Annotated in this window: 20 protein-coding genes, 1 rRNA gene and 1 pseudogene; 9 read left to right on the top strand and 13 right to left on the bottom strand. The window is 61.8% G+C overall.

Annotated elements, in window-relative coordinates; all coding sequences use genetic code 11:
- Nucleotides 1–217: 217 nt before the first annotated feature.
- Nucleotides 218–333, top strand: a 5S ribosomal RNA gene (rrf, locus tag ACIPOO_RS06265).
- Between the two features lie 504 nt (nucleotides 334–837).
- On the opposite strand, the gene mksF is transcribed toward rrf, so the two are convergent.
- The 3 genes from mksF to mksB are packed head-to-tail and all read right to left on the bottom strand — an operon-like array spanning nucleotide 838 to nucleotide 5643.
- On the bottom strand, nucleotides 838–3672 hold the full coding sequence (gene mksF / locus ACIPOO_RS06260) for an Mks condensin complex protein MksF (RefSeq protein WP_400605129.1): 2835 nt from the start codon (nucleotides 3670–3672) through the stop codon (nucleotides 838–840).
- Nucleotides 3669–4376, bottom strand: coding sequence for an Mks condensin complex protein MksE (gene mksE / locus ACIPOO_RS06255; RefSeq protein ID WP_400605127.1), 708 nt, complete (start codon nucleotides 4374–4376; stop codon nucleotides 3669–3671). The genes mksF and mksE overlap by 4 nt, the downstream gene beginning before the upstream one ends.
- A complete protein-coding gene (gene mksB / locus ACIPOO_RS06250; RefSeq protein ID WP_274132783.1) occupies nucleotides 4366–5643 on the bottom strand; it encodes an Mks condensin complex protein MksB in 1278 nt (425 codons plus the stop codon). Before mksB ends, mksE begins: the two co-directional genes overlap by 11 nt.
- 144 nt (nucleotides 5644–5787) lie before the next feature.
- Here mksB and ACIPOO_RS06245 point away from each other — a divergent pair, with 144 nt between their 5' ends.
- Together ACIPOO_RS06245 and rimI are read left to right on the top strand one after the other, a co-directional pair.
- Nucleotides 5788–6597 carry an energy transducer TonB gene (locus tag ACIPOO_RS06245; protein WP_400605125.1) on the top strand — a complete coding sequence of 270 codons (810 nt, stop codon included), beginning with the start codon at nucleotides 5788–5790 and terminating at the stop codon, nucleotides 6595–6597.
- The gene (gene rimI / locus ACIPOO_RS06240) at nucleotides 6590–7042 is read left to right on the top strand and encodes a ribosomal protein S18-alanine N-acetyltransferase (RefSeq protein WP_274132781.1); all 453 of its coding nucleotides are present in this window, start codon (nucleotides 6590–6592) and stop codon (nucleotides 7040–7042) included. Before ACIPOO_RS06245 ends, rimI begins: the two co-directional genes overlap by 8 nt.
- 176 nt (nucleotides 7043–7218) lie before the next feature.
- Here the strand turns inward: rimI and ACIPOO_RS06235 are convergent, their stop codons facing one another.
- Nucleotides 7219–7632: a serine kinase/phosphatase gene (locus tag ACIPOO_RS06235; protein WP_400605122.1), complete on the bottom strand. Its 414-nt coding sequence runs from the start codon at nucleotides 7630–7632 to the stop codon at nucleotides 7219–7221.
- Nucleotides 7633–7781: 149 nt separating this feature from the next.
- Between ACIPOO_RS06235 and can the strand changes: the two genes are divergently transcribed.
- A complete protein-coding gene (gene can / locus ACIPOO_RS06230; RefSeq protein ID WP_400605120.1) occupies nucleotides 7782–8423 on the top strand; it encodes a carbonate dehydratase in 642 nt (213 codons plus the stop codon).
- 81 nt (nucleotides 8424–8504) lie between these two features.
- On the opposite strand, the gene ACIPOO_RS06225 is transcribed toward can, so the two are convergent.
- From ACIPOO_RS06225 to ACIPOO_RS06215, 3 genes and pseudogenes are all read right to left on the bottom strand, one after another.
- Complete coding sequence (locus ACIPOO_RS06225; RefSeq protein WP_400605118.1) at nucleotides 8505–9674, bottom strand: hypothetical protein; 1170 nt, start codon at nucleotides 9672–9674, stop codon at nucleotides 8505–8507.
- A 195-nt stretch (nucleotides 9675–9869) separates the two neighbouring features.
- Entirely contained in the window at nucleotides 9870–10619 is a 750-nt protein-coding gene (locus ACIPOO_RS06220; protein WP_400605220.1) for a methyl-accepting chemotaxis protein, read from the bottom strand.
- Nucleotides 10620–10727: 108 nt separating this feature from the next.
- Nucleotides 10728–11543 (bottom strand): annotated as a pseudogene (locus tag ACIPOO_RS06215) (MCP four helix bundle domain-containing protein); the annotation flags it as partial.
- Between the two features lie 240 nt (nucleotides 11544–11783).
- On the opposite strand from ACIPOO_RS06215, the gene ACIPOO_RS06210 reads away from it, so the two are divergent.
- Together ACIPOO_RS06210 and ACIPOO_RS06205 are read left to right on the top strand one after the other, a co-directional pair.
- Complete coding sequence (locus ACIPOO_RS06210; RefSeq protein ID WP_400605116.1) at nucleotides 11784–12056, top strand: BrnT family toxin; 273 nt, start codon at nucleotides 11784–11786, stop codon at nucleotides 12054–12056.
- Nucleotides 12016–12297 (top strand): BrnA antitoxin family protein, encoded by a 282-nt coding sequence (locus ACIPOO_RS06205; protein WP_400605114.1) that lies wholly within the window; start codon nucleotides 12016–12018, stop codon nucleotides 12295–12297. Before ACIPOO_RS06210 ends, ACIPOO_RS06205 begins: the two co-directional genes overlap by 41 nt.
- A 32-nt stretch (nucleotides 12298–12329) precedes the next feature.
- Here ACIPOO_RS06205 and ACIPOO_RS06200 read toward each other — a convergent pair whose 3' ends face one another.
- Together ACIPOO_RS06200 and ACIPOO_RS06195 are read right to left on the bottom strand one after the other, a co-directional pair.
- The gene (locus ACIPOO_RS06200; protein WP_400605112.1) at nucleotides 12330–12980 is read right to left on the bottom strand and encodes an HD domain-containing protein; all 651 of its coding nucleotides are present in this window, start codon (nucleotides 12978–12980) and stop codon (nucleotides 12330–12332) included.
- Between the two features lie 87 nt (nucleotides 12981–13067).
- Nucleotides 13068–13532, bottom strand: a complete 465-nt coding sequence (locus ACIPOO_RS06195; RefSeq protein WP_274132772.1) for an Lrp/AsnC family transcriptional regulator — start codon at nucleotides 13530–13532, stop codon at nucleotides 13068–13070.
- A 122-nt stretch (nucleotides 13533–13654) separates the two neighbouring features.
- Between ACIPOO_RS06195 and mdeB the strand changes: the two genes are divergently transcribed.
- A complete protein-coding gene (mdeB, locus tag ACIPOO_RS06190; RefSeq protein ID WP_400605109.1) occupies nucleotides 13655–16348 on the top strand; it encodes an alpha-ketoglutarate dehydrogenase in 2694 nt (897 codons plus the stop codon).
- Between the two features lie 119 nt (nucleotides 16349–16467).
- On the opposite strand, the gene ACIPOO_RS06185 is transcribed toward mdeB, so the two are convergent.
- Genes ACIPOO_RS06185 through aztA form a run of 3 tightly spaced genes read right to left on the bottom strand, consistent with a single transcriptional unit; the run spans nucleotide 16468 to nucleotide 19000 of the window.
- Complete coding sequence (locus ACIPOO_RS06185; protein ID WP_400605107.1) at nucleotides 16468–17355, bottom strand: metal ABC transporter substrate-binding protein; 888 nt, start codon at nucleotides 17353–17355, stop codon at nucleotides 16468–16470.
- Between the two features lie 26 nt (nucleotides 17356–17381).
- Nucleotides 17382–18251 (bottom strand): metal ABC transporter permease, encoded by an 870-nt coding sequence (locus tag ACIPOO_RS06180; protein ID WP_400605105.1) that lies wholly within the window; start codon nucleotides 18249–18251, stop codon nucleotides 17382–17384.
- Nucleotides 18248–19000 (bottom strand): zinc ABC transporter ATP-binding protein AztA, encoded by a 753-nt coding sequence (gene aztA / locus ACIPOO_RS06175; protein ID WP_400605103.1) that lies wholly within the window; start codon nucleotides 18998–19000, stop codon nucleotides 18248–18250. The genes ACIPOO_RS06180 and aztA overlap by 4 nt, the downstream gene beginning before the upstream one ends.
- A gap of 320 nt (nucleotides 19001–19320) precedes the next feature.
- On the opposite strand from aztA, the gene ACIPOO_RS06170 reads away from it, so the two are divergent.
- Nucleotides 19321–19929 carry a flavin reductase family protein gene (locus ACIPOO_RS06170; RefSeq protein ID WP_274132763.1) on the top strand — a complete coding sequence of 203 codons (609 nt, stop codon included), beginning with the start codon at nucleotides 19321–19323 and terminating at the stop codon, nucleotides 19927–19929.
- 134 nt (nucleotides 19930–20063) lie between these two features.
- On the opposite strand, the gene ACIPOO_RS06165 is transcribed toward ACIPOO_RS06170, so the two are convergent.
- Nucleotides 20064–21644: an aldehyde dehydrogenase (NADP(+)) gene (locus ACIPOO_RS06165; RefSeq protein WP_400605101.1), complete on the bottom strand. Its 1581-nt coding sequence runs from the start codon at nucleotides 21642–21644 to the stop codon at nucleotides 20064–20066.
- Nucleotides 21645–21828: 184 nt separating this feature from the next.
- Here ACIPOO_RS06165 and ACIPOO_RS06160 point away from each other — a divergent pair, with 184 nt between their 5' ends.
- Nucleotides 21829–22077 (top strand): type II toxin-antitoxin system Phd/YefM family antitoxin, encoded by a 249-nt coding sequence (locus ACIPOO_RS06160; protein WP_274132797.1) that lies wholly within the window; start codon nucleotides 21829–21831, stop codon nucleotides 22075–22077.
- Nucleotides 22078–22086 lie beyond the last annotated feature (9 nt).

Genomic DNA, 22086 nt, shown 5'->3' with positions numbered 1-22086 from the left:
AGGTTGGGTGTGTAAGCGCTGTGAGGCGTTGAGCTAACCAATACTAATTGCCCGTGAGGCTTGACCATATAACACCCAAGCAATCTGCGACTCGAGAGAGCATCAGATTGCGGTGACTGTGAAGACGACAGCAACCGAAAGTTTGCAACACACAAACCGATCACATACCTGATTTGCTGATGCGAGGCCTTCTGGCCACGAATCGGTACCCGAATTTCTTGACGACCATAGAGCGTTGGAACCACCTGATCCCATCCCGAACTCAGAAGTGAAACGATGCATCGCCGATGGTAGTGTGGGGTTTCCCCATGTGAGAGTAGGTCATCGTCAAGATTAAATTCCAAAGCCCCAATCGCTGACGCGGTTGGGGTTTTGTTTTTGCGCCTGGAAAAGTTTTCCACCCTGATGCCGCCCTGTAGGAGCGCGCTTGCCCGCGAAGGCGTAATTACCGACACCACCGCACCGCCTGACCCACCGCCATCGCGGGCAAGCGCGCTCCTACAGGGATCGTGGCGCCTATCCCGTAGCAGTCCGGCTTGCCGGCGAGGCGATCTCGGGTCCGCCATCGTCCGAATGCGACCCCTGACCCCTGTAGGAGCGCGCTTGCCCGCGACTGCGCCAGGACAAACACCACCGCACCGCCTGACCCACCACCATCCCCGTAGCAGTCCGGCTTGCCGGCGGGACCGGTGTGTCAGTCACACATGTATCGCCTGATACGCCGCCCCCGCCGGCAAGCCGTGCTGCTACGGAGAGGTGTTGCCTCAGATAGCGTGTACAACGCCCACAAAAAAGCCCCGCATCGATGCGGGGCTTTTTTACAACCTGGATAAAGGCTTACTCAGCAGCTTCCTCTGCCACTTCAACCACCTTCACCTTAGTCACTTCATCGCGACGCTGGATGTACTTCCAGTCAGCCTCATCAATGTAAATACCCGCAGGCCCGCTGCCGCCCTCAAGGTCGATCGCCACATGCGCCGATACCTGAGGCTTGACGCTCGCCAGGATAGGCACGAAGCCCAACTGCAAGCTTGTTTCCAGCAAGGCAGCCTGGTTGCGTTCGTCGATGTCGGCCGCTTCGTCCAGGTAGTAAGGCAGACGCACACGACCGGCCTGTTCGCGGTCCATCAGGTGCAGCAACAAGTACATGTTGGTCAGCGCCTTGATGGTCATCGTGGTGCCGTTGGACGCCGCGCCATCGATGTCAGTGTGGATAACCGGCTGGCTGTTGACCTTGGTGATCTCGAACGCCAACTCGAACAGGTCCTTGAGACCCAGCTGGTTGTGGTTCGCCGCCACCAGGCGCGCCAGGTATTCCTTGGCCTCTTCGTTCTTGTTGTCCTGCTCTGCGCTCTGGCTCAGATCGAACACCGACAGCGTTTCGCCTTCTTCGTACTGGCCGGCGCTGTAGATAATTTGATCGATGTGCTTGAGCGCTTCCTTGTTTGGAGCCAGCACGATACGGAAGCTTTCCAGGTTGGAAACCTGACGACGGTTGATCTCCCGGTTGAACAACGCCAGTTGGTGTTCAAGGCTGTCGTAGTCGCTGCGGATGTTGCGCAGGGTACGCGCGATATCGGTCACGGCCGCACGACGGGCCTTGCCCAAGGTCAGCGCTTCATCGGTGCGGTGAGCGTAAGCGTTGATCAGCAGCTGCAGACGGCGTTCCATATCGTCTTCACTGTCGAACTTGGCAACACCCTTGAGGCGCACCTGCGCATACAGCGCCTCGATCTGGCCATCGCAGCGCAACAGGCCCTGCCAGCTGTCCTGATAGTCGTTGAGCAATGGCAGCAGGTTATCCAGCGAGTCGTCCACCGGCTCCATGAACGGAGTACCAAATGGCAGATCCGCAGGCAGCAACTGACGGCGACGCAATGTGTCATCCAGTGTGCGCTGCTTGGATTCCAGATCGCCGATCTGACGGCCCACCAGTTGCAGCTTGGCCGAGAGTTGCTGGACGCGTTCGGTGAAGGCATCGCTGGAACGTTTGAGTTCGTCCTGCGCCGCTTCCATCTGCGCCAGTTGCTCCAGCTTTTCGCCTTCCTCTGCACTCAGGGTCTGAGTACGGCGGAAGTCTTCCAGTGCCTTCTGCGCATCCAGCACCTGCTGGTACAGGGCTTCGGTCTGGGTCTTGCTGGCTGCGCGGTCTGCGGCAACGGCCTGCTGGGTTTTCAGTTGCTTGAGTTCTTTCTCAAGACGCTCTTTCTGGTCGCGCAACGCCGCACGGTCGGCCAGGGCCTGCAAGGCAGGTGGCTCGATGTGCGACAGGTTGATCGACAGCCCAGGCACTTCGAAGCGCTCGCCCGTGAAGCCATCGAGAATCGCTTCCAGAGATTTGACCCACGCCTCACCGTCATCCAGGGCAATGCCTTGCTCGCCCAGCGGCAGGCTGAACAGCGCGCTGTTGAACAGGCGCATCAGGCGCTCGACGTCCGGTTGCGAAAACTCTTCACGCAGACGGGCATAGCTGTTGTTGTCCGCGTGATCGAGCTGCTGCTTGACCGACTTCAGGCGTTTTTCCAGATCGCGCAAGCGCTCGTCCAGATCTTCGGCGCTGAACTGCCGGGACTGAGCCAGCGCGCCGGCCAGTTCGTCGTGGGCATCCTTGGCCGCGAGCAGTTGCTGTTCGAGAGTCTTGACGTTATCCACAAGCGCGAAGCGGTTTTTCAGCGCTGCCAGTTCGCCAATCCAGCGCTGGATGTTGCTGATCTCGCGCTCAAGGCGCATCAGTTCCTGAGTGCCGCCGCGCTGATCGTTCTGCAGCGCGTCCTGCTCGCCACGGTAGTGCTCGGCCTGAATGACCAGCTCTTCCTTGCGCGCGTTGGAGTAGTCCTGCCAGGTGCCCAGCAGCGAATCGAGCAAGGGCGACAGGCGATGCAGCTTGCCGCGCAACACGTCGCGCTGTTTCACGCCGTTGGCCAAGGCCTCGACCAGCGGGCCGGCCAGCACCAGAGCGTTGTAGTCCTGCTCCATGCGTCGCACATCGCGGAAGGCTTCTTCGCACGCGGCGATGTAATCGACACTACCGGAGCGCAGGCTGTGCTCGAACGCATCGAGGAACAGTTGCTTGAGCTTGGCGGCGGTGATTTCACGCATGTGCAGCAGGTTGATGAACAGCGCGCGGAAGGTTTTCAGGCTCTGTTCACTGGTTGAACGCAGCGGGATCAGCGTCAGGTCCAGCGGGATCGACGTGTGACCGCCCACCAGCAAGCGACGCAGTTCATCGGGCTTGAGCTCATAGGCCTTCAGGCCCTGACTTTCCAGATTGGTGAACAGCTCTTTCTGCCGCAGGCAGGTGTCGTTCTTCTGGTAATGCGCCAGGTCCAGTTTGCCCGCGTAGGCAAAGAACTGGTGACCGAAGCCGCCGCCCGGGCCGCGACCGACCACGCCGATGACGTGCGGGCCGTGGGGCAGGGACACTTCTACCAGAATGTAGCTGGTGTCCGACGCGAAGTAGAAGCGACGCGACTGATCCAGGCTGTACTTGCCGAAGGACATGTCCGACATGCGCGCCAGAATCGGGAATTGCAGCGCGTTGATCGACGCGCTCTTGCCCAGGTTGTTCGCGCCGTACACCGACAACGGGTGTTCCAGCGGAAACAGCCCGAGGCTGTAACCGGCTGTGTTCAGCAGGGCGAAGCGGCGGATGCCGTAGCGTTCCTGGCTCATGCGTCAAGCTCCTGTTCTTCGGCGATCGCGCGGGCCAGGGCCTGCTCTTCGGTTTCTTCTGTTTCGTCAAACTCGGCCAGATCCAGCGGGTCGTCGGTCTGCAGGAGTTTTTCGTCGCTGTCGTCATCGATCAATACAGGCGTCGGCAACGGCAGGTCGCTGTGCAGGCTGGCCGCCAGGTCGCGGTCCTGCTGGACCGACAGGCAGACGTCGAGGAAACGGTGCATCGGCGGCAGGAAGCGATAGATCCCTACTTCTTCTGCGGCAAAACCCAGCTGGGTCATGCGGCGCATGATTTTCTCTTCCAGCTCGTCCTGGGTTTGCACTTCGGCCTGCAGGAACAGGTCGCGGTACTTTTCCAGCAGCGAAGGCAGCTCGTCACGGCCAAGGCTGCCGCCATCGAGCACGGCCACCGGGTCACGGCCCTGGTCAGCCAGGTGTTCAACGAGGATGAAGGTGAAGAGGGCCAGGCGCTGGGCGGTCTTGTTGACCTGCGCGGCGGCAAGGTCCGGCACGAAGTAGTAGAAGCCGCGGGTGTCGCAGACCAGCTCGAAGCCCAGCGCCTTGAACAGCGTGCGGTACTGGTCCTGCGCGTTCGACAATTGGGCGTACAGCTCCGGGTCGCGGCGGCTGATGTGGTAGCCCTTGAACAGCTCGCGAAAGATCGGCGCGAGCTGGGACATTTCAGATAGATCAAGATGCATGGGCGGTGCCCTCGGAATTCTCTGGGGTGGCGTCTTTGCTCGAGAGCAGGGCGAAGGAGCGCAGGCTGACTCGGTGCTCCTGGGTCAGGTACTCGCGGCGTTCCAGACGCTCGCGCTTGAAGCGTTTTTCCCGCGACAGGCGCGAGAACCAATACAGCAATTCGTCGGTGGCGCCGGTCGGCTCCTGTTCCAGCAGCCAGACCATCAGGTCCGGCATCGGCAGGGCTTCTTCGCAGCGCTCGACCATTTCCTTGACCGTGCGCGGCGCCCTTGGCGGCTCGCCCTTGCGGGTCAGGCTGGCCTTGGGGAAGCGCGCCGGTTTCGGCTCGAAGCGGGCCAGGGCATAGACGTAGGCCTCGACCTGGTTCGCGCTGCCCAAAAAGGTGCTTTGCGGACGGGTGAACATCGGCATGGCGGCCTGCGGCACGGCGTCGATGCCCTTGCGGCGAATGGCCGACAGGGCCAGGGCGGCGCCACGGGTCACGGCGTTGTGGCGGCGGGCTTCTTCGCGCAGCGGCAACAGCAGTTCGCGGGCATGGCGCAGGGTCAGCTGCGCGCTGGTCTGCATTTCGAGGATGCGCGCGTGGGTGCGCAGCAGCATGTCGTCGTCAACCAGATGGCCCAGACGTTGCTGGTCGCTGAGCATGCGCAGCAGCACGTTCTCGACCTTGCGCACGCCCTGTTCGAATGCGCCGTCGGCATTCACCAACTGGATCATCGGCTCGACGTATTCGTCCCAGGTCGCGAGGACTTCGGCATAACGCTGGCGCAGCGGGATCTGGCGGTCGCTGGTCTTGGCGCGTTCGGCCACGGAAACCAGCGCCTGCTCGTCGTTGGCGAGCTTTTTCAGCACGTCACGCACGCGCATGTCGAGCAGGCGCAGTTGGCGGGCGAGGTCGTTGGCGTCGCGTGCTTCGAAGGCTTCCTGGATGTAACCGGCCAGGCGCTCCAGATGGCGCAGGTAGGCTTCGATCTCCAGGCACAGGCCCAGGCGGTGTTCGCGGCGCAGATAGGACAGGAAGTCGTGGATCTGCGCGTTCAGCTCGAAACGGTTCGGGCTCTTCGCCACGGGCACCAGAATATCGAGGCGAATCCACACGTCCAGCAGGTTGGTGATGTCCTGGGGCGTGCTTTCCAGTTGCTGGGCCGCCAGCTGCACGCGCAGCTCGCTCAGGCTCAGTGTGCCCTGGTCGAAATGCTCGCACAGTGGCTCAAGGAGCGCCCAGTGTTCGGCAAGGGCGCGCAGGACGCGCTTAGGTTCGATCATCGGATGGCCGCTGGTTGGCAAATAAAAGCGGCAATTGTACTGCATCGAAGGGGTTGGTTTTCACCCTCAGTCGATCAACTGCGGCGTGATCGGTCGAAGGTCTGTAGAATCCCGGTCCTGACTTTATCCACAGGTGGCTGTCCCGTGCTCAACGAGCCTAGACGTCGCGCCTTTCTGACCGCCATGCAGGTGGTCAGCTGGCTGCCACGCACCGAACTTCCCTTTGCCGCGCCTTCGCGTCCGGAGCTTCTCGCGCCATTGCCGGTGTTCGATGACGAGGTCACGCAGCCTGCGCCTGCCGCTGTCGAACGCCAGCAGCTTGGCGATGCCGTGGCTGCGAATCCTGCGCCTGCCGCGCGGACGATCGAACGCCCGAAGATCGAGGTGCCACGCCCTTCGTCCGCTGCCAAGCCTGCGGTCAAGGTCGCCGAGCCGGAAGAGGCGGCAGTGGTGGCCAAGGCGCCAGTCGTGCCGCCGCCGCGTTTTTCCCTGCAATTGCTGCGTGCTGGTAGTTGCCTGTTGCTGGTCGAGCTGGCCACGGGTGAGCCTTTCCAGAGTCGCGATCCCTCCTATCTGTTGCTCAAGGACATGCTGCGCGCCGCCGGTCTGCCTGACAGTCCGCAGATCATTGGTGAGCCCGTGCGTTGGCCGCTGCTGGTGCGTGGACAGATGGATCAGGGGCCGGAAGCGGCGCGGGATTTCGTTCAGGGTTTTCTCTACGCTCGCACCGAAGAAGAGCCCTGCACCTGCCTGTGGCTGATCGGACTGCCGGCCGTGCGTTTTGCTGGTGAGGCTGACGCCGAGTCCTACAATCTAGAATTCCAGGTCGAAGGCCTGGGTTCGGCCTGGGCGCTGCCGGGTCTTGAACTGTTGATGGACGAGCCTCAGCGCAAGGCCGACGTTTGGCGTGCCATGCGTCAACTGATGGCACGTTGGAAGACTGTGAATGAGTGATGCCGTAACGTTTCGCCGCATGACCGAAGCAGACCTGGATGCGGTGCTCAAGATTGAATACGCAGCGTTCAGCCACCCCTGGACCCGCGGTATTTTTCTGGATGGCCTGAAATCCTACGAAATCTGGTTGATGTTCGAGGGCAATCAGCAGGTCGGGCATGGCGTGATCAACGTCATCATCGACGAGGCGCATTTGCTCAACATCACGGTCAAGCCAGAGAGCCAGGGCCGTGGGTTGGGCCTGTTGCTGCTGGATAAACTGATGAAGCGCGCCTACGAGATCAACGGCCGCGAGTGCTTCCTGGAATTGCGCGCGAGCAACCAATCTGCCTACCGTTTGTACGAACGCTATGGCTTCAACGAAGTGGGCCGCCGCCGCGATTACTACCCGGCAGTCGGCGGGCGTGAGGACGCGCTGGTCATGGCCTGCACATTGGTTGAATAACCCGTAGCAGCCCGGCCGGGCGGCGCTCCGCTTGCCGGCGGGGGCGAATTTGAGGACGCCCCCGCGGGCAAGCCCGGCTGCTACAAGGGCGGGTTGCGACGCTCCTGTAGCAGCACGGCTTGCCGGCGGGGGCGATCTTGAGGACGCCTCGCGGGCAAGCCCGGCTGCTACGAGAGCTAGACGCCGGGTTTGCCGTCCAGCGGGTCGAGGATGGCCATCTCTTCTTCATCCAGGCCGTCGCCGCCGCCGATGTCGTCTTCATCGACGATACTCAGATCAAAGTCTGCCGGGCCGCCTTCTCCGGCTTCACGGGCCGAGCGTGCGCCGTCCTCGGGGATCAGGTTTTCCGGGCTCATGTCGTCGTCGGTGGGATTGTGATCGTCCGTAGACGCCCCGGTCATCCCTGCTTCACGCACGCGTTCCTCGGGAATGTAGTTTTCCAGCTCGTCGGCAGGAATCGTGTCACCGATGCGACCACTGGGCTCGTTGTTGTCATTGAAGTTGAGTTCTTCCATCGAGCCCATGCGGTCTTCATTATCATCGATGGGTTCGGGCTGGGTGGCACCGAAAGGGCGGCGTGAATCGTTCATGACAAATCCTCAAAGTGAGCGGTCTCAATGGGTGGACCGGGGGCTGTAATGAAGATTCCCTCTGTTTGCCCACCGGTCGTGGCAAATGGACGTGACCGGCGATAACGGGCACAAGTCATAGCTGAGCATCATCTTCGAGGCATCAACGCATGAACGAATTACAAGATCTGATCGATAATAATGAACGTTGGGCTGCCGCCATCAAGGAAGAGGACCCTGAGTTCTTCGCCAAACTGGCTCGTCAGCAGACCCCGGAATACCTCTGGATCGGTTGTTCGGACGCCCGTGTCCCGGCCAATGAAATCGTCGGCATGCTGCCGGGCGACCTGTTCGTCCATCGCAACGTCGCCAATGTGGTGCTGCACACTGACCTTAACTGTCTGTCGGTGATCCAGTACGCGGTCGATGTACTCAAGGTCAAACACATCCTGGTCACCGGCCACTATGGCTGCGGCGGCGTACGTGCCTCGATGCAGGATCGCCAGTTCGGCCTGATCGACGGCTGGCTGCGTACCATTCGCGACCTGTATTACGAGAATCGCCAGGCGCTGGCCACGCTGCCGACCGAAGAAGAACGCGTCGACCGCATGTGCGAGCTGAACGTGATTCAGCAGGTGGCCAACGTCGCCCATACCAGCATCGTTCAGAACGCCTGGCATCGCGGGCAGAAGCTGTCGGTGCACGGGTGCATCTACGGCATCAAGGACGGCCGCTGGAAGAGTCTCGACACCACCATCAGCGGTTTCGAGCAGTTGCCCCCACAATACCGCCTGCGCCCGCTGGGCGAATAACCGCCCCTGTAGGAGCGCGCTTGCCCGCGACGGCGATCTCAAGATCGCCCGCGCCGGCAAGCCGTGTTGCGACAGGCGCCGTTACGCAGCCGGCTGGCGGGTCATCTGCGGCAATGGCTTGCGCAGTTGATCCAGCTGCCGACCTACCGACCCGGTCCGGCATTTCGCCGCCGCCTGGTCTGGGGTGAGCTTCCTCACCGAGGTGTAGAACAGCTTGCAGGTCTGGACCTTGTCCGTGACTTGCCATTGGGTTGTGCACTTTTTGAGCAATGCGGCCCCGTCGCTTTCAGGCTTCTGCCCCATGCCAGCCTGCCAGCACGCGGCGCTCAAATCCTGCCCCATCACCTTCAAGCCAGCCTCATCCGCCTTGGTCTGATCGCCCCCGTAGTTGCTCTTGTCCGCCGCATACCAGATATAGCTCGGGTGGTTGGAGCCGATCACCGATACATTCTGCCCAGCCGCCGGGCTGATGGTCGCCAGGCCCAAAACGGGCACCTCGACCTTGTACTGTTCCTTGATCCAGCTACGCACCGGCGCACCAAAGGCCACCATGGGCAGCGAAGTGCCTGTCGAACTCTGGCTGACCTGCTTGACCATCGTGGTCTGGTAATCGTTGAAGTAGCCGTACACGCCTTCCAGATCCTTGCCGGCATTGGAAGGTGCGGCAATCGGGGCGATGTCGATGATGGTCTGGAACGCGGGCGTCTGGTCGGCGGGAATGCCATTGTCGGTCAACAGCGCCGCCCAGCGGTCGCTGGTGGCCGAGCGCAGGTAATCCTGGGCCTGAGTCAGTGAGTAATCCGGCGGGAAATGCAGCAGTTCGACGCTCTTGCGATTTTCCAGTGCCATGCCCAGCGGCAGGAACAGGTACCAGTTGTAGGCGAACTTGCCATCGGCATTGAGCTTCCGCGCACCGGAGTACGCGAGGTCCCCCGCGTCCAGCAGGCTGGTCAGCGGCTTGTCGTAGCCGTCGGGAACGCCAGTGATCGTCGCGTGAAGCTGGTCGTTGTCATTGACCACGCGCACCTGGGCACTGCTGTAACCGTCGCGCTGGACGCTTTGCTTGAGGTAGTGCTCGACGGTCTGCTCCAGCGTCCAGTCGCGAAAGCAGATCACGTTGCAGTTGTTGGGGTAGGCGAAGAGGCGGGTGACGCGCTCCTTGCTGCCCAGCTTGACGTCGACGTCAGCGTGGGCGGTGAGGGTCAGAGTGAGCGCAGTCAGGGCGACGCTCAGTGCAGCGGTTTTCTTCATGCTCATGTCCTTGTTGTTGTCGGCACCCGATCGGGTGCGTCTCAATAATGAAACACAAGGGACATGACCGAAAATGGCCCGGCAACATAAAACCGCATTTCTGTAGGAGCGCGCTTGCCCGCGAAGGCGGTGTGTCAGCTACTTCAGTTGGTACAGGCACACTGCAATCGCGGGCAAGCGCGCTCCTACGGGGCGTTAGAGCACAAACCTCTGCACCATCGAGTTCAGATCCGTGGCCAGCATCGCCAGGGCGTTACTGGCCACGGTGGTCTGCTGCGCACCGGACGCCGACTGGGTCGACAGGTCGCGAATGCTGCTCAGGTTGCGGTCCACCTCGTTGGCGACCTGAGCTTGTTGCTCGGCGGCACTGGCGATCAGCATGTTGCGGTCGCTGATGGTCGAGGTCGAGCTGATGATGACCGTCAGCGCCTGGCTGGTGGCGGCTGCCTGCTCCAGGGTCATGCTCGCCTGGGAGGCGGTGACTCGCAGCGTTTCAGCGGTCTCCTGGGTGCTCTTCTGCACATCGTTGATCAGGCTTTCGATCTCGGTGGTCGATGCACTGGTACGCTGTGCCAGCGAGCGCACCTCATCGGCCACCACAGCGAATCCGCGACCCGCCTCGCCAGCCCGCGCCGCCTCGATGGCCGCGTTGAGAGCCAGCAGGTTGGTCTGGTTGGCGATGGCGCGAATCACTTCCAGAATCTTGCTGATGCTCAACGTCCGCTCGGCCAGCCCATCGGCCTGGTGCGAGGAATCCAGCACGTTGTCGGTCAGTTCCTTGATGGAGTCGATGGTGCCGGTCAGGCGCAGACGACCCTCGGCGGCGGCCTCGTTCGACGCCTTCGATTCGGTGGACGTGTTGCTGGCGTTGTCCGCCACTTCCACCGCCGCCTGGCTCATCTGATTCACGGCCACCGCTGCTTGCTCGATTTCATCGTTCTGCATCTGCAGGTTTTTCGCGCTGGCCTCGGCAATCGCACCCATTTCCTGGACCGACTGGCTCAACTGGCTGGCAGCGGCATAGATCTGATCGATGGTGCCGTGCAGGTTGCCGCGCATCTGGCCCAGCATCTTCAACAGCTGCGCGGTTTCATCGCGGCCTTCGGGAATCGGCTGCGGGCTCAGGTCGCCTTCGGCAATGGTGCTGGCGATCTGCAGCGACTGACGCAACGGACGAATAATGCTCACACTCAAGCGCCAGGCCAGCAGCAAGGTCAGCACCAGGGCTACGACGATGGCGCTGACCGCGATGATGCGCGTCTGCTGGAACCGGCTGCCGGCCCCGTCCACGGCGGCTGCGGCGCTCTGCTTGTTGAGTTCGCGCAGCAGCTGCACCTGCATGTCCATCAGGTCGCCCTGCAGGCTCAAAGAGGTGTTGAGCAACATGCGTGCATCGTTAAGTTTGTTTTGCTCGATCAAAGCGATTTCGTCGTGCAGCCCCGGCATGAACGCTTTGTAGGCGTCCTGCAAGGCCTTGATCGAGTCACGCTCGGTGCTGTCGGTGGAGTGGGCGAGGTAGTCGCTGAAGCCTTTTTCGACTTCGTTTTTCAGCTGCTCGACGTTGATTTTGCTGGTGACCACGGCGCTCGGATCATCGGCGTTGGCAATCAGGCGGGCGCTTTCGCCACGCAGCTTGATCAGGTCAATGGCGATGGCGTCGGCCATGGCGATACTGGGCATCGCCCCGCTCTCGACCGCTTCACCCTGGGCACGAATGCTCTGCATCTGCAGCAGGCTGAACACCCCAAGGGCGACCAACAGAAGTGCCGTCACCCCGAAACACAGCACCAGACGCTGGGCAATCCGGAAGCGCCGCAGAAACGCGGGCTTTGACGAAGGACGGAACAATCCACGCAATAACCTTTTCACAGCCACCAATCCCCAGTGAGGAATACATCGGAGACCCCGTTATAGAGAGGTTCCATGATGTCTTTGTGACATCGGGCGAGAAATGTTGCAGATTTGTTGTAATTTGACGGCAGGGCGATGAACGGTACTTCATCACCCCGTTTGAGCCTCTGGTTCAGCCTTTTCAGCGGAGGTCGTCAGATAAGTCTGAAGCTGCGTTTGACGTCTTGATGGATTATTTTCTGTACATACAATAATTTGATGCAGATAATCTTCGACATTGCCAAGCGCGACAAAACCTTGAATGAGCGAGGTCTCGATTTCGCTGATGCGAGTCTTGTATTCGCAGGTCCGCACCTATCCGCCGAAGATGATCGGCAAGAGTACGGAGAGTGTCGGTTCATCACGATAGGACTGTTGTCAGGGCGAATGGTCGTCCTCGTCTGGACACCGCGCGGCGCGGCTCGCCGCATCATTTCCATGAGGAAGGCCAATGAGCGCGAACAAAAACTCTACGGACACCGCCTGGGTTGATCCGGATGATGCTCCTGAACTGACGGAAGACTTTTTTGAACGGGCCGATGAGTTCGTCGGTGGGCGGTTGGTCAAGCGCGGCCGCCCCAAGGCTCAGATCGTTCGTGAGCGGATCACGATTCGGCTGGAGCCTGACGTCGTTCAGCAATTCAAGGCTTCGGGTCCCGGTTGGCAGACGCGAATGAATGCTGCGCTTGTCGACTGGCTCAAGACTCACACGCCATCGGAAATATCGGTTTAACCGGACACGCGAGCACGGGGGGGGGCTCTTCTTCAGCCTCCAATCTCCTCCATGAACTCGCGCAAGAACCGCTTCGCCCGCTCATGCCTGACCTGCGCCATTTCGCGGCCGGTTCGGGTCTGGAAGCCCTGGGCCAGGGTGAAGATCTTGGTGGTGAAGTGATCGACGGCAAAGCGTTTGTCGTCCAGTTCGCGGCGCAGGGATTGTGGGTCGGCGGGGTCGTAGAGGTGGCTGCCCATGCGGCCTGAGACGTAGAACAGCCGGGCGACGCCGACCATGCCGATGGCGTCGAGGCGGTCGGCGTCCTGGAGGATTTTCGCTTCAAGGGTGGTGGGCGTGATGTTCGCGGAGTAGCTGTGGGCTTCAATGGCGTGGGCCACGGCCTGGGTGCGTTCTTCGTCCCAACCCATTTCGGCCAGTAATTCGCTGGCCTTGGCGGCGGCCAGGCGCGAGGCGCTGGCTCGGAATGGGGAGTTCTTTTCCACGGCGACGCAGTCGTGCAGCAGCGTGGCGGCCAGCAGGATCTGATGGTCGCCGCCTTCCTTGTCGCGGATCGCGCAGACATTACTCCACACCCGATGCAGGTGCGAAACGTCGTGGGAGCCATCGGCGTGTTCGGCCACGGTGTGCGGGATGAGCCGGTTGGCCAGGTCTTGAAACGGCGCGAAGCAAAGGGCAGTCATCGAGGCTCCTTTATTGCAGGCGGGCGCAGACAATGCTCGAATGGCCGCCAGCTTACAGGATTGACCCGCAACCGCGCCCGAAGGTCCTTACGGCCTGAGCGGCAGCGCAGTCTTGTAGCGCACCTGCTTGAGCGAAAGGCTGGAGCGGATTTTTTCCACTTCCGGCATCGGCGACAGGCGTTCGATGATGAAGTGTTCCAGCGCCTGCATGTCGGCCATCACCACGCGCAGCAGGTAATCGGCATCGCCCGTCATCAGGTAGCACTCCATCACCTCTTCACATTCACACACGCGGCGCTCGAAATTCTGCAGCGCTTCGCGGCTCTGTTCCTTGAGGCTGATGGAAATGAACACGTTCAGGCGCAGGCCCAGGTGTTCCGGTGCGAGCAGGGCGACGTATTCGCGGATGCAGCCGCTGGCTTCCAGTGCCTTGACCCGCGCCAGGCATGGCGAGGGCGAAAGGTGCACGCGCCTGGCCAGTTCGACGTTGGACAGGCTGCTGTCGCGTTGCAGTTCTCGAAGGATTTTCAGGTCAATGCTGTCGAAGTTCATCGTGCTTCAATCTGCCAGTTATTGAGTTTTTTATGCTGACGATCATGCTCGTGGCCCTGCAGATCGGTCATTAAATCTGCAGGCACGAGCATAGACTTTTCCTTATTCAACGGGAGGTGTCTATGAGCCATTTCGATTCGGCGGCCAGTGTGCGCAGCCATGACGATCAATTGGAGATGAACGAGTGGCGAGATGCCCTGATGTCGGTGCTCGACAACGCGGGTGCCGAGCGCGCGCGTGAAATCCTCGACATGCTGGCCAGCCTGGCCCGCGATCCCGGCATCGGTTGGCAGCCTTCCCATGGCACGCCGTACATCAACACCATCGGTGTCGACCAGCAGCCGATGTTTCCCGGAGACCTGGCCATCGAAGAGCGTCTGGCGTCGCTGATGCGCTGGAACGCGCTGGCGATGGTGGTACGCGCCAATCAGGCCTATGGCGAACTGGGCGGGCATATCGCTAGCTACGCCAGCGCCGCTGACCTGTTCGAGGTGGGCTTCAATCATTTTTTCCGCGCCCGCAATTCGGATCAGGGTGGTGACCTGGTGTTCTACCAGCCCCATTCGGCGCCGGGGATCTATGCGCGGGCGTTTCTCGAAGGGCGTTTGAGCGAAGAGGATCTGGCTCACTATCGTCAGGAAATCGGAGGTCCGCGTGTAGGAGCCCGTGGGCTGTCGAGTTATCCACACCCCTGGCTGATGCAGGATTTCTGGCAATTTCCCACAGGCTCCATGGGCATCGGCCCGATCAGCTCGATTTATCAGGCGCGGTTCATGCGCTACCTGCAACATCGCGGGCTGCAAAGCACCGCCGCCCGCCATGTGTGGGGTGTGTTCGGCGATGGCGAGATGGATGAGCCGGAAAGCATGTCGGCGCTGACCCTGGCCGCGCGTGAAGGGCTCGACAACCTGACTTGGGTGGTCAATTGCAACCTTCAGCGGCTCGACGGGCCGGTGCGTGGCAATGGCCGGATCATCGATGAGCTTGAGGCGCTGTTCAGTGGCGCGGGCTGGAATGTGATCAAGCTGGTCTGGGGTTCTGACTGGGACCCGTTGTTCGCCCGGGATGCGGACGGCTCGCTGGTCCGGGCGCTGTCGCAGACCGTCGACGGCCAGTTCCAGACCTTCGCGGCAAAAGACGGCAGCTACAATCGTGAGCACTTTTTCGGGCAGAACGATGCCTTGAAGAAACTCGCCGAAGGCCTTACCGACGAGCAGATCGACCGCCTCAAGCGCGGCGGCCACGACCTGGTGAAAATCTTCGCGGCTTACAAGGCGGCGAGTGAGCACAAAGGCCGGCCGACGGTGATTCTGGCCCAGACCAAAAAGGGTTTCGGCATGGGCGAGGCGGGGCAGGGCAAGATGACCACCCATCAGCAGAAGAAGCTGGACCGCGAGGCGCTCCTCAACTTTCGTAACCGTTTTCATCTGCCACTGACAGATGAGCAGACAGAAAACCTGAGCTTCCTCAAGCCCCAAGCGAACAGCGCGGAAATGCGCTACCTGCAACAGCGGCGCCAGGCGCTGGGTGGCTCCGTGCCGAGTCGTTGCAGTGCGGCAGAACCTGTCGCCGTGCCGCCTCGCGAGGGCTACGCAAGCTTCGCCACCCAGGCGGACGGCAAGGAAATGTCGACCACCATGGCCTTCGTGCGGCTGCTCGGCAACCTGCTCAAGGACAAGCAACTCGGCCCGCGGGTGGTGCCCATCGTCGCGGATGAGGCGCGCACCTTCGGCATGGCCAACCTGTTCAAGCAGATCGGCATCTACTCCAGTGTCGGCCAGCGCTATGAGCCCGAAGACATCGGTTCGATCCTCAGCTATCGCGAAGCCACCAACGGCCAGATTCTGGAAGAGGGCATCAGCGAAGCGGGGGCAATCAGTTCATGGGTGGCGGCGGCAACCAGTTACTCGGCCCATGGCCTGCGCATGTTGCCGTTCTACATTTACTACTCGATGTTTGGTTTCCAGCGTGTCGGCGATCTGATCTGGGCTGCGGCCGACCAGCGTGCCCGCGGGTTTCTGCTGGGCGCAACGGCTGGCCGCACCACTTTGGGTGGCGAGGGGTTGCAGCATCAGGACGGTGCAAGTCATCTGATCGCATCGACCGTGCCCAATTGCCGGGCCTACGATCCGGCGTTTGCCGGTGAGCTTGCGGTGATCCTCGACCACGGCATGCGGGAGATGCTGGAGCGGGATGTCGATGAGTTCTACTACGTCACGGTGATGAACGAAAATTATCCACAGCCTTCATTGCCCGAAGGTGTGGAGGCGTCGGTGATTCGTGGCCTGTACCGGTTCGCCGAGCATCGGCTGGACGAGGCCCGGGGCCGGGTGCGTTTGCTGGGGGCCGGCACCCTTCTGCGTGAGGCGATTGCCGCCGCCGAGCTGCTGGCGCAGGACTGGCAGATTGAAAGCGAGGTGTTCAGTGTCACCAGCTTCACCGAACTTGAACGCGAGGCCCGTGAGGTGGAACGCTGGAACCGGCTGCACCCGGAGGATGCCAAGCGGGTCAGCCATCTTGAACAATGCCTGCCAACAGGCGCGCCGGTGATTGCGGTGTCTGATTACGTGCGGGCGCTGCCGCAGTTGATCGCCGCATATGTGAGCAGTGATTACACGGTGCTGGGCACCGATGGTTTTGGCCGCAGCGACACCCGCGCCAGGTTGCGCGGTTTCTTCGAGGTGGATCGCTATCACATCGTGCTGGCGGCGGTGACGGCGCAAATCCGCGTGGGCAAGGTGCCTGCGCAAATGGCGGCCCAGGTGATCGAGCGTTACGGCATTGAAGTCGCCAACGAGGCGCCCTGGACGCAGTAAGTCCGTAGCAGCACGGCTTGCCGGCGGGGCGGTGTGCCAGACGGCGCATTCGTCACAGACACACCGCTCCCGCCGGCAAGCCGTGCTGCTACGGTTCCTGGTTGTTCAAGAAATTGTATTCACTGCCCCTTCATCGCCGCCGTCATCTTGTCCACGTTGTAGCGAAACATCTTCACGTAGGTAGCCGCCGGGCCGTTGGCGGGCGACAGCGATTCCACATACAACTCGCCACCCGGATGCGCGCCGCTGGCATTGGCGATCTGCTGCACCAGGCGCGGGTCGCTGGAGTTTTCGAAGAAGTAGGCGCTGACGTGCTCCTGTTTGATCTGGGTAATCAGCTTGCCGACATCGGCAGCCGAAGCCTCGGTTTCGGTGGAAAAGCCCAAGGGCGAGAGAAAGGTCACGCCATAGGCGTCGCCGAAATAGCCGAACGCGTCGTGGGACGTCAGCACTTTGCGCTGTGGGGCGGGGATGGCGTTGATCTGCGCGCGGGCGTAGGCGTCCATGTCCTGCAACTGGACGATGTATTTCTCACCGTTGGCCTTGTAGTCGGCAGCGTGCTCCGGGTCAGCTTTCTGCAGGGCCTTGATGATATTTCTGACGTAGACGATGCCGTTTACCGCGCTGTTCCAGGCGTGCGGATCGGTGATCTTCTCGCCGTCTTCTTCCATGCTGCGGGTCATGATGCCGTTGGACAGCACCACTGGCTCACCCTTGTAGCCGGATGCCGTGATGAGCCGGTCAAGCCAGCCTTCCAGATGCAGCCCGCTGACGAACACCACGTCGGCCTTTTTCAGGGCCTGGGCGTCGTTGGGTGTCGGCTCGTACACGTGGGGGTCGCCATTGGGACCGATCAGCGAGGTCACGTGGACGTGATCGCCGCCGACGTTCTGCACCATGTCGGCAATAACGGTGAAGGAGGCAACGGTTTCCACGGGTTTCGCCTGGGCGAAGTTGGCCAGGCCCGACAGCGCCAGTGCGGCGGTCAGAAGCGTCAAACGTTTCATGTGATTTCCTTGAGGTGGGAGAACGATCAGCCGGACAGGTGAGCCCTCGGAAACAGGCGGTGCAGAAAACCGCTGCGTCCAAAGAACAGGGAGAACAGGTAGAAGGCGCTGGCAGTCAGGACGATGGCCGGGCCCGAGGCGACGCTGGCGTGGTAGGACACGATCAACCCGATGAAGCCGGACAGGGTAGCCACTACCGTGGAAATCACGATCATGCCGGTCAGGGACGTCGCCCAGAACCGCGCCACGGTAGCGGGGAGCATCATCATGCCCACGGCCATCAGCGTGCCCAATGCCTGGAAGCCTGCGACCAGATTGAGCACCACCAGCAGCAAAAACAGCACGTGGTACAGCGATCCGCGGCCACCGACGGCACGCAGGAAGCCAGGGTCGAAACACTCCAGAATCAGTGGCCGGTAAATCAGCGCCAACAGCACCAGGGTGAAGGAGGCGATGGCGCCGACCATGAAAATCGCTTGATCGTCGATGGCCAGAATGGTGCCAAACAGTACGTGCAGCAGATCGACGTTGGAGCCGTGCAGCGACACGATCAGCACGCCGGCGGCGAGCGACGTCAGGTAGAAACTGGCAAAGCTTGCGTCTTCGCGCAGGGTGGTGAAACGGCTCACCAGACCCGACAGCAACGCTACGGCAAGGCCGGCGATCAGCCCGCCGAAGCCCATCGCCGGCAACGACAGCCCGGCGAACAGGAAGCCCACGGCGGCACCGGGTAGCACCGCGTGGCTCATGGCGTCACCCACAAGGCTCATGCGGCGCAGCATCAGCAACACGCCGACCGGGCCGGAACCGATGCCGAGCGCCAGACAGGCCACCAGCGCGCGGCGCATGAAGCCGAAATCGACGAAGGGTTGAATCAACAGGCTATAGAGGGTCACAGCGTGGCTTCCTCGTCGAGTTCACAGGCCGCAGCGTCCGGGCTCCAGTGCTCGGCCATGTTCTTGGCGCGGCGCAGGTTATCAGCGTGAAGGATGTCGGCGGTGTTGCCCCAGGCGATGGTTTCCCGCGCCAGCAGCAAGGTACTGGGGAAGTGCTGGCGAACCTGCTCGATGTCGTGCAGCACGGCAATCACGGTGCGGCCCTGGCCGTGCCAGGTGTTGATGAGCTTGAGCAGGTCCCGGGTGGTGCGCGCGTCGATGGCGTTGAACGGCTCATCGAGCAGGATCACCGAAGCGTCCTGTAACAGCAGCCGCGCGAACAGCACCCGCTGAAACTGCCCCGACGACAGCGAGCTGATGCTGCGCTGTTCAAAGCCCTCAAGGCCTACCGCCAATAACGCCTGGCGCGCCTGTTCGGCATGCTGGCGGGTGGCGCCGCGAAACGCGCCAATGCTGCGCCAGGCGCCCATCATCACGGTGTCGGCCACGCTCAGTGGAAAGCTGCGATCGATCTCCGCCGCTTGAGGGAGATAGCCGATGTGCCGGGTTTTCAGGCTGCCACGGTCGATACGGCCCACCGCAGGTTTCAGTGTCCCGGCGATGGCCTTTATCAGCGTCGACTTGCCTGCGCCGTTCGGCCCGACAATCGCCGTCAGGCTGCCCGCCGCGAAACGCCCGCTGACGTGATGCACCGCAGGCCGGCGCTCGTAGGTCACGGTCAGGTCGTGTAGATCAATCGCGGCACTCATGGGATTGCCACCGCCCACGCGATGCCCGCCCACAGGAGCGCGATCAGGGCCAGTGAAACCAGCACCCGCCTGCCCGCCGATTGAGCGAGCGCGGAGACAGCGATGTTGGGGGAAAGTCGGGGAGCGGGTTTCACTGTAAATGTGCCTGAAATGTTTTGTTATAGTATTACATCACTATTTTCCGGCGTGAGGGAAGGGGTATTTTGGGCTGGTTCAGCAAGCCGACAGAATGCTGGTGGGTGTGGCCCCGGCGTTTTCTCGGGGCGACAAACCCTGTAGTTTCCTGAGCATGTGTTTTTCTTTTCTCAGGATCATCCGTCATGTCCGCTTCCCATCGCCGCGCTGTTCCCCTCGCCAAATGCTATCGCCTGCTCAATCACGGGCCGACGGTGCTGGTCAGTGCCGCCCATGAAGGGCAGCGCAATATCATGGCGGCGGCGTGGGCGATGCCACTGGACTTCCTGCCGCCCAAGGTGACGGTGGTGCTGGACAAGTCGGTGTGGACGCGCACCTTGCTGGAAGGCTCGGGGACCTTCGTGATCAACGTGCCGACGGTCAGCCAGGTGGATATCGTCGAGACGGTGGGTTCGACTTCGGGGCTGGAGATTTCCGGAGAGCAGGGCTTCGACAAGTTCAAGGCGTACAACCTGTCGACCTTCGACGGTGAGGTGGTCGAGGCGCCGCTGCTGGAGGGCTGTGTGGCCTGGCTGGAGTGTCGCTTGCTGCCCGAGCCGCATAACCAGAATCAGTATGATCTGTTCATCGGCGAGGTGGTCGCCGCCTGGGCGGACGAGCGCGTGTTTTCGGACGGGCGCTGGCATTTTGATGGGTTTGATGAGTTGCGCACCTTGCACCACGTGGCCGGCGGGCATTTTCTGGTGATCGGGGAGAGTGTCGATGGCAGGGTGCTGGAGCGCTCGGCGACTTGAGAGCGCAGATTATGGGCCAGTTTCAAGCTCGCTGACGCCGGCAAGCGCGACGCCCCACCCGTAGCAGCACGGCTTGCCGGCGTGGCGATCTCAAGGCCGCCGTCGCGGGCAAGCGCGCTCCTACAGAAGCGCGGTCAATCCTTGACCGGCTGACCATCCACCAGACGCCAGGTGCGCAGCGGATTGCCTTGTTGCAGCGCGGGCGGCAGCAGGGAATCCGGCACGTTCTGGTAGCACACCGGACGCAGGAAACGGTCGATGGCCGTGGCACCCACCGAGGTACTGCGGCTGTCCGATGTCGCCGGGAACGGCCCGCCGTGGACCATCGAGTAACTCACCTCGACACCGGTGGGGAAATCATTGAACAGAATCCGCCCCGCCTTGCGCTCCAGAATCGGCATCAACGCCTGGGCAATCGCCTTGTCGCCTTCCTCATAGTGCAGGGTGACGGTCAACTGGCCGTCGAACCTGGCCGCGACTTTCTGCAGGTCCGCCACATCCTTGCACACGATCAACAGCGCGCTCGGGCCGAAGTTCTCGTCTTCCAGCGCCGGGTTGGCGAGGAAGGTAGCCGAGTCGGTGCGAAAGAACGCGGCCCGTGCCTGGAACGAGCCCTCAGCTTCGCGACCTTCAGCCACCAGCGTAACGCCAGCGGCTTTGTGCAGGTTGTTCAGGCCATTGCAGTAGGCGCCGTGAATATTCGGCGTGAGCATGGTGGTCGGCGTCTTTTCAGCCAGTGCCTTGGCGGCGGCCGAAACGAAGCGCTCAAGCGCATCGCTTTCCAGCGCCAGCAACAGGCCGGGGTTGGTGCAGAACTGCCCGGCGCCCAGCACCAGGGAATCGACAAAGCCTTGTGCGATGCTGTCTGCACGGCTCGTCAGCGCAGCGGGCAGGAGGAACACCGGGTTGATGCTGCTCATCTCCGCGTAAACCGGAATCGGCACCGGGCGGGCTTGGGCTGCGGCGACCAGCGCCAGGCCACCGCGACGCGAACCGGTAAAACCTACCGCCTGAATGCGTGGGTGGCTCACTAGCGCCTGGCCGACGCTGATGTCCTTGTCGATCAGTAGCGAGAACACGCCGTCCGGCATCCGAGTGTCGGCGGCGGCTTTCTGGATCACTCTGCCAACCAGCTCGCTGGTGCCCAGGTGCGCCGGGTGAGCCTTGACGATGACCGGGCAACCGGCCGCCAGCGCCGAGGCCGTGTCGCCACCCGCCACCGAAAAGGCCAGCGGGAAGTTGCTGGCGCCGAACACTGCAACCGGGCCGACGCCGATGCGGCGCTGACGCAGGTCAGCGCGAGGCAGCGGCTGACGATCCGGCAGTGCACTGTCCAGCACCGCGCCGTGCCAGCGACCGTCGCGCAACAGGCTGGCGAACAGCTTGAGCTGGTTGACGGTGCGCATGCGCTCGCCCTCCAGGCGCGGCTTGGGCAGGCCGCTTTCCAGGTGAACACGCTCGGTCAGGGTGTCGCCAAGATCCAGCAGGCCTTGTGCGATGGCATCGAGAAAACTCGCCCGCTGCTCGTCGCTCAAGTGTCGGTAAGGGTCGAAGGCGGCTTCTGCCAGTTCACAGGCCGCCTGCACATCATCCACCGTGCTGGCGCCGAAGGCCGGGGTCAACTGCTCGCCGGTGGCGGCCGCAAGGGCAAACACCTCGCCACCCTGGCCGCGCGCGGTACGTTGGCCGATGATCGTTTCACCAAGAATCTGCATCGCTACACCTCCCGTTGTTTCCATGACGACCACTATCGGCCTGTTGTATTGCAATGCCGTGGACAGGTGTCGAGGTTACATCAGGCGCTGGGCACGCGAGCGCGAAAACTGGAAACAACAGGGGCGGGGATTGTGGGGCAGGGATAAAAGGTCCAAAATAACGACCTGTTTTGAGGGCTTAAATATGCAAAGTGTTCTTGCTGATGTCGCCGTAAGCGTGTCCGAACTAAAGAAAAACCCTTCGGCGGTACTAAAGGGGGGAAACGGTCAGCCCATTGCGGTGCTCAACCACAACCGAGTCATGGGTTACATGGTGCCGACCGAGGTCTTTGAAGCCATGATGGAGCGGCTGGACGATCTGGATCTGGCAGAGTTGATCAAGTCTCGCGCGCACGAGGTGCCGGTGCCGGTGAGTGTCGCGAAGAAGCGCTGAGTGTTGCAG

The organism is Pseudomonas sp. NPDC090201, from assembly GCF_044746825.1.
Lineage (GTDB): Bacteria > Pseudomonadota > Gammaproteobacteria > Pseudomonadales > Pseudomonadaceae > Aquipseudomonas > Aquipseudomonas putida_AD.
Note: the sequence above shows the minus strand (reverse complement) of the source record. Positions and strands in the feature narration are given on the sequence as shown.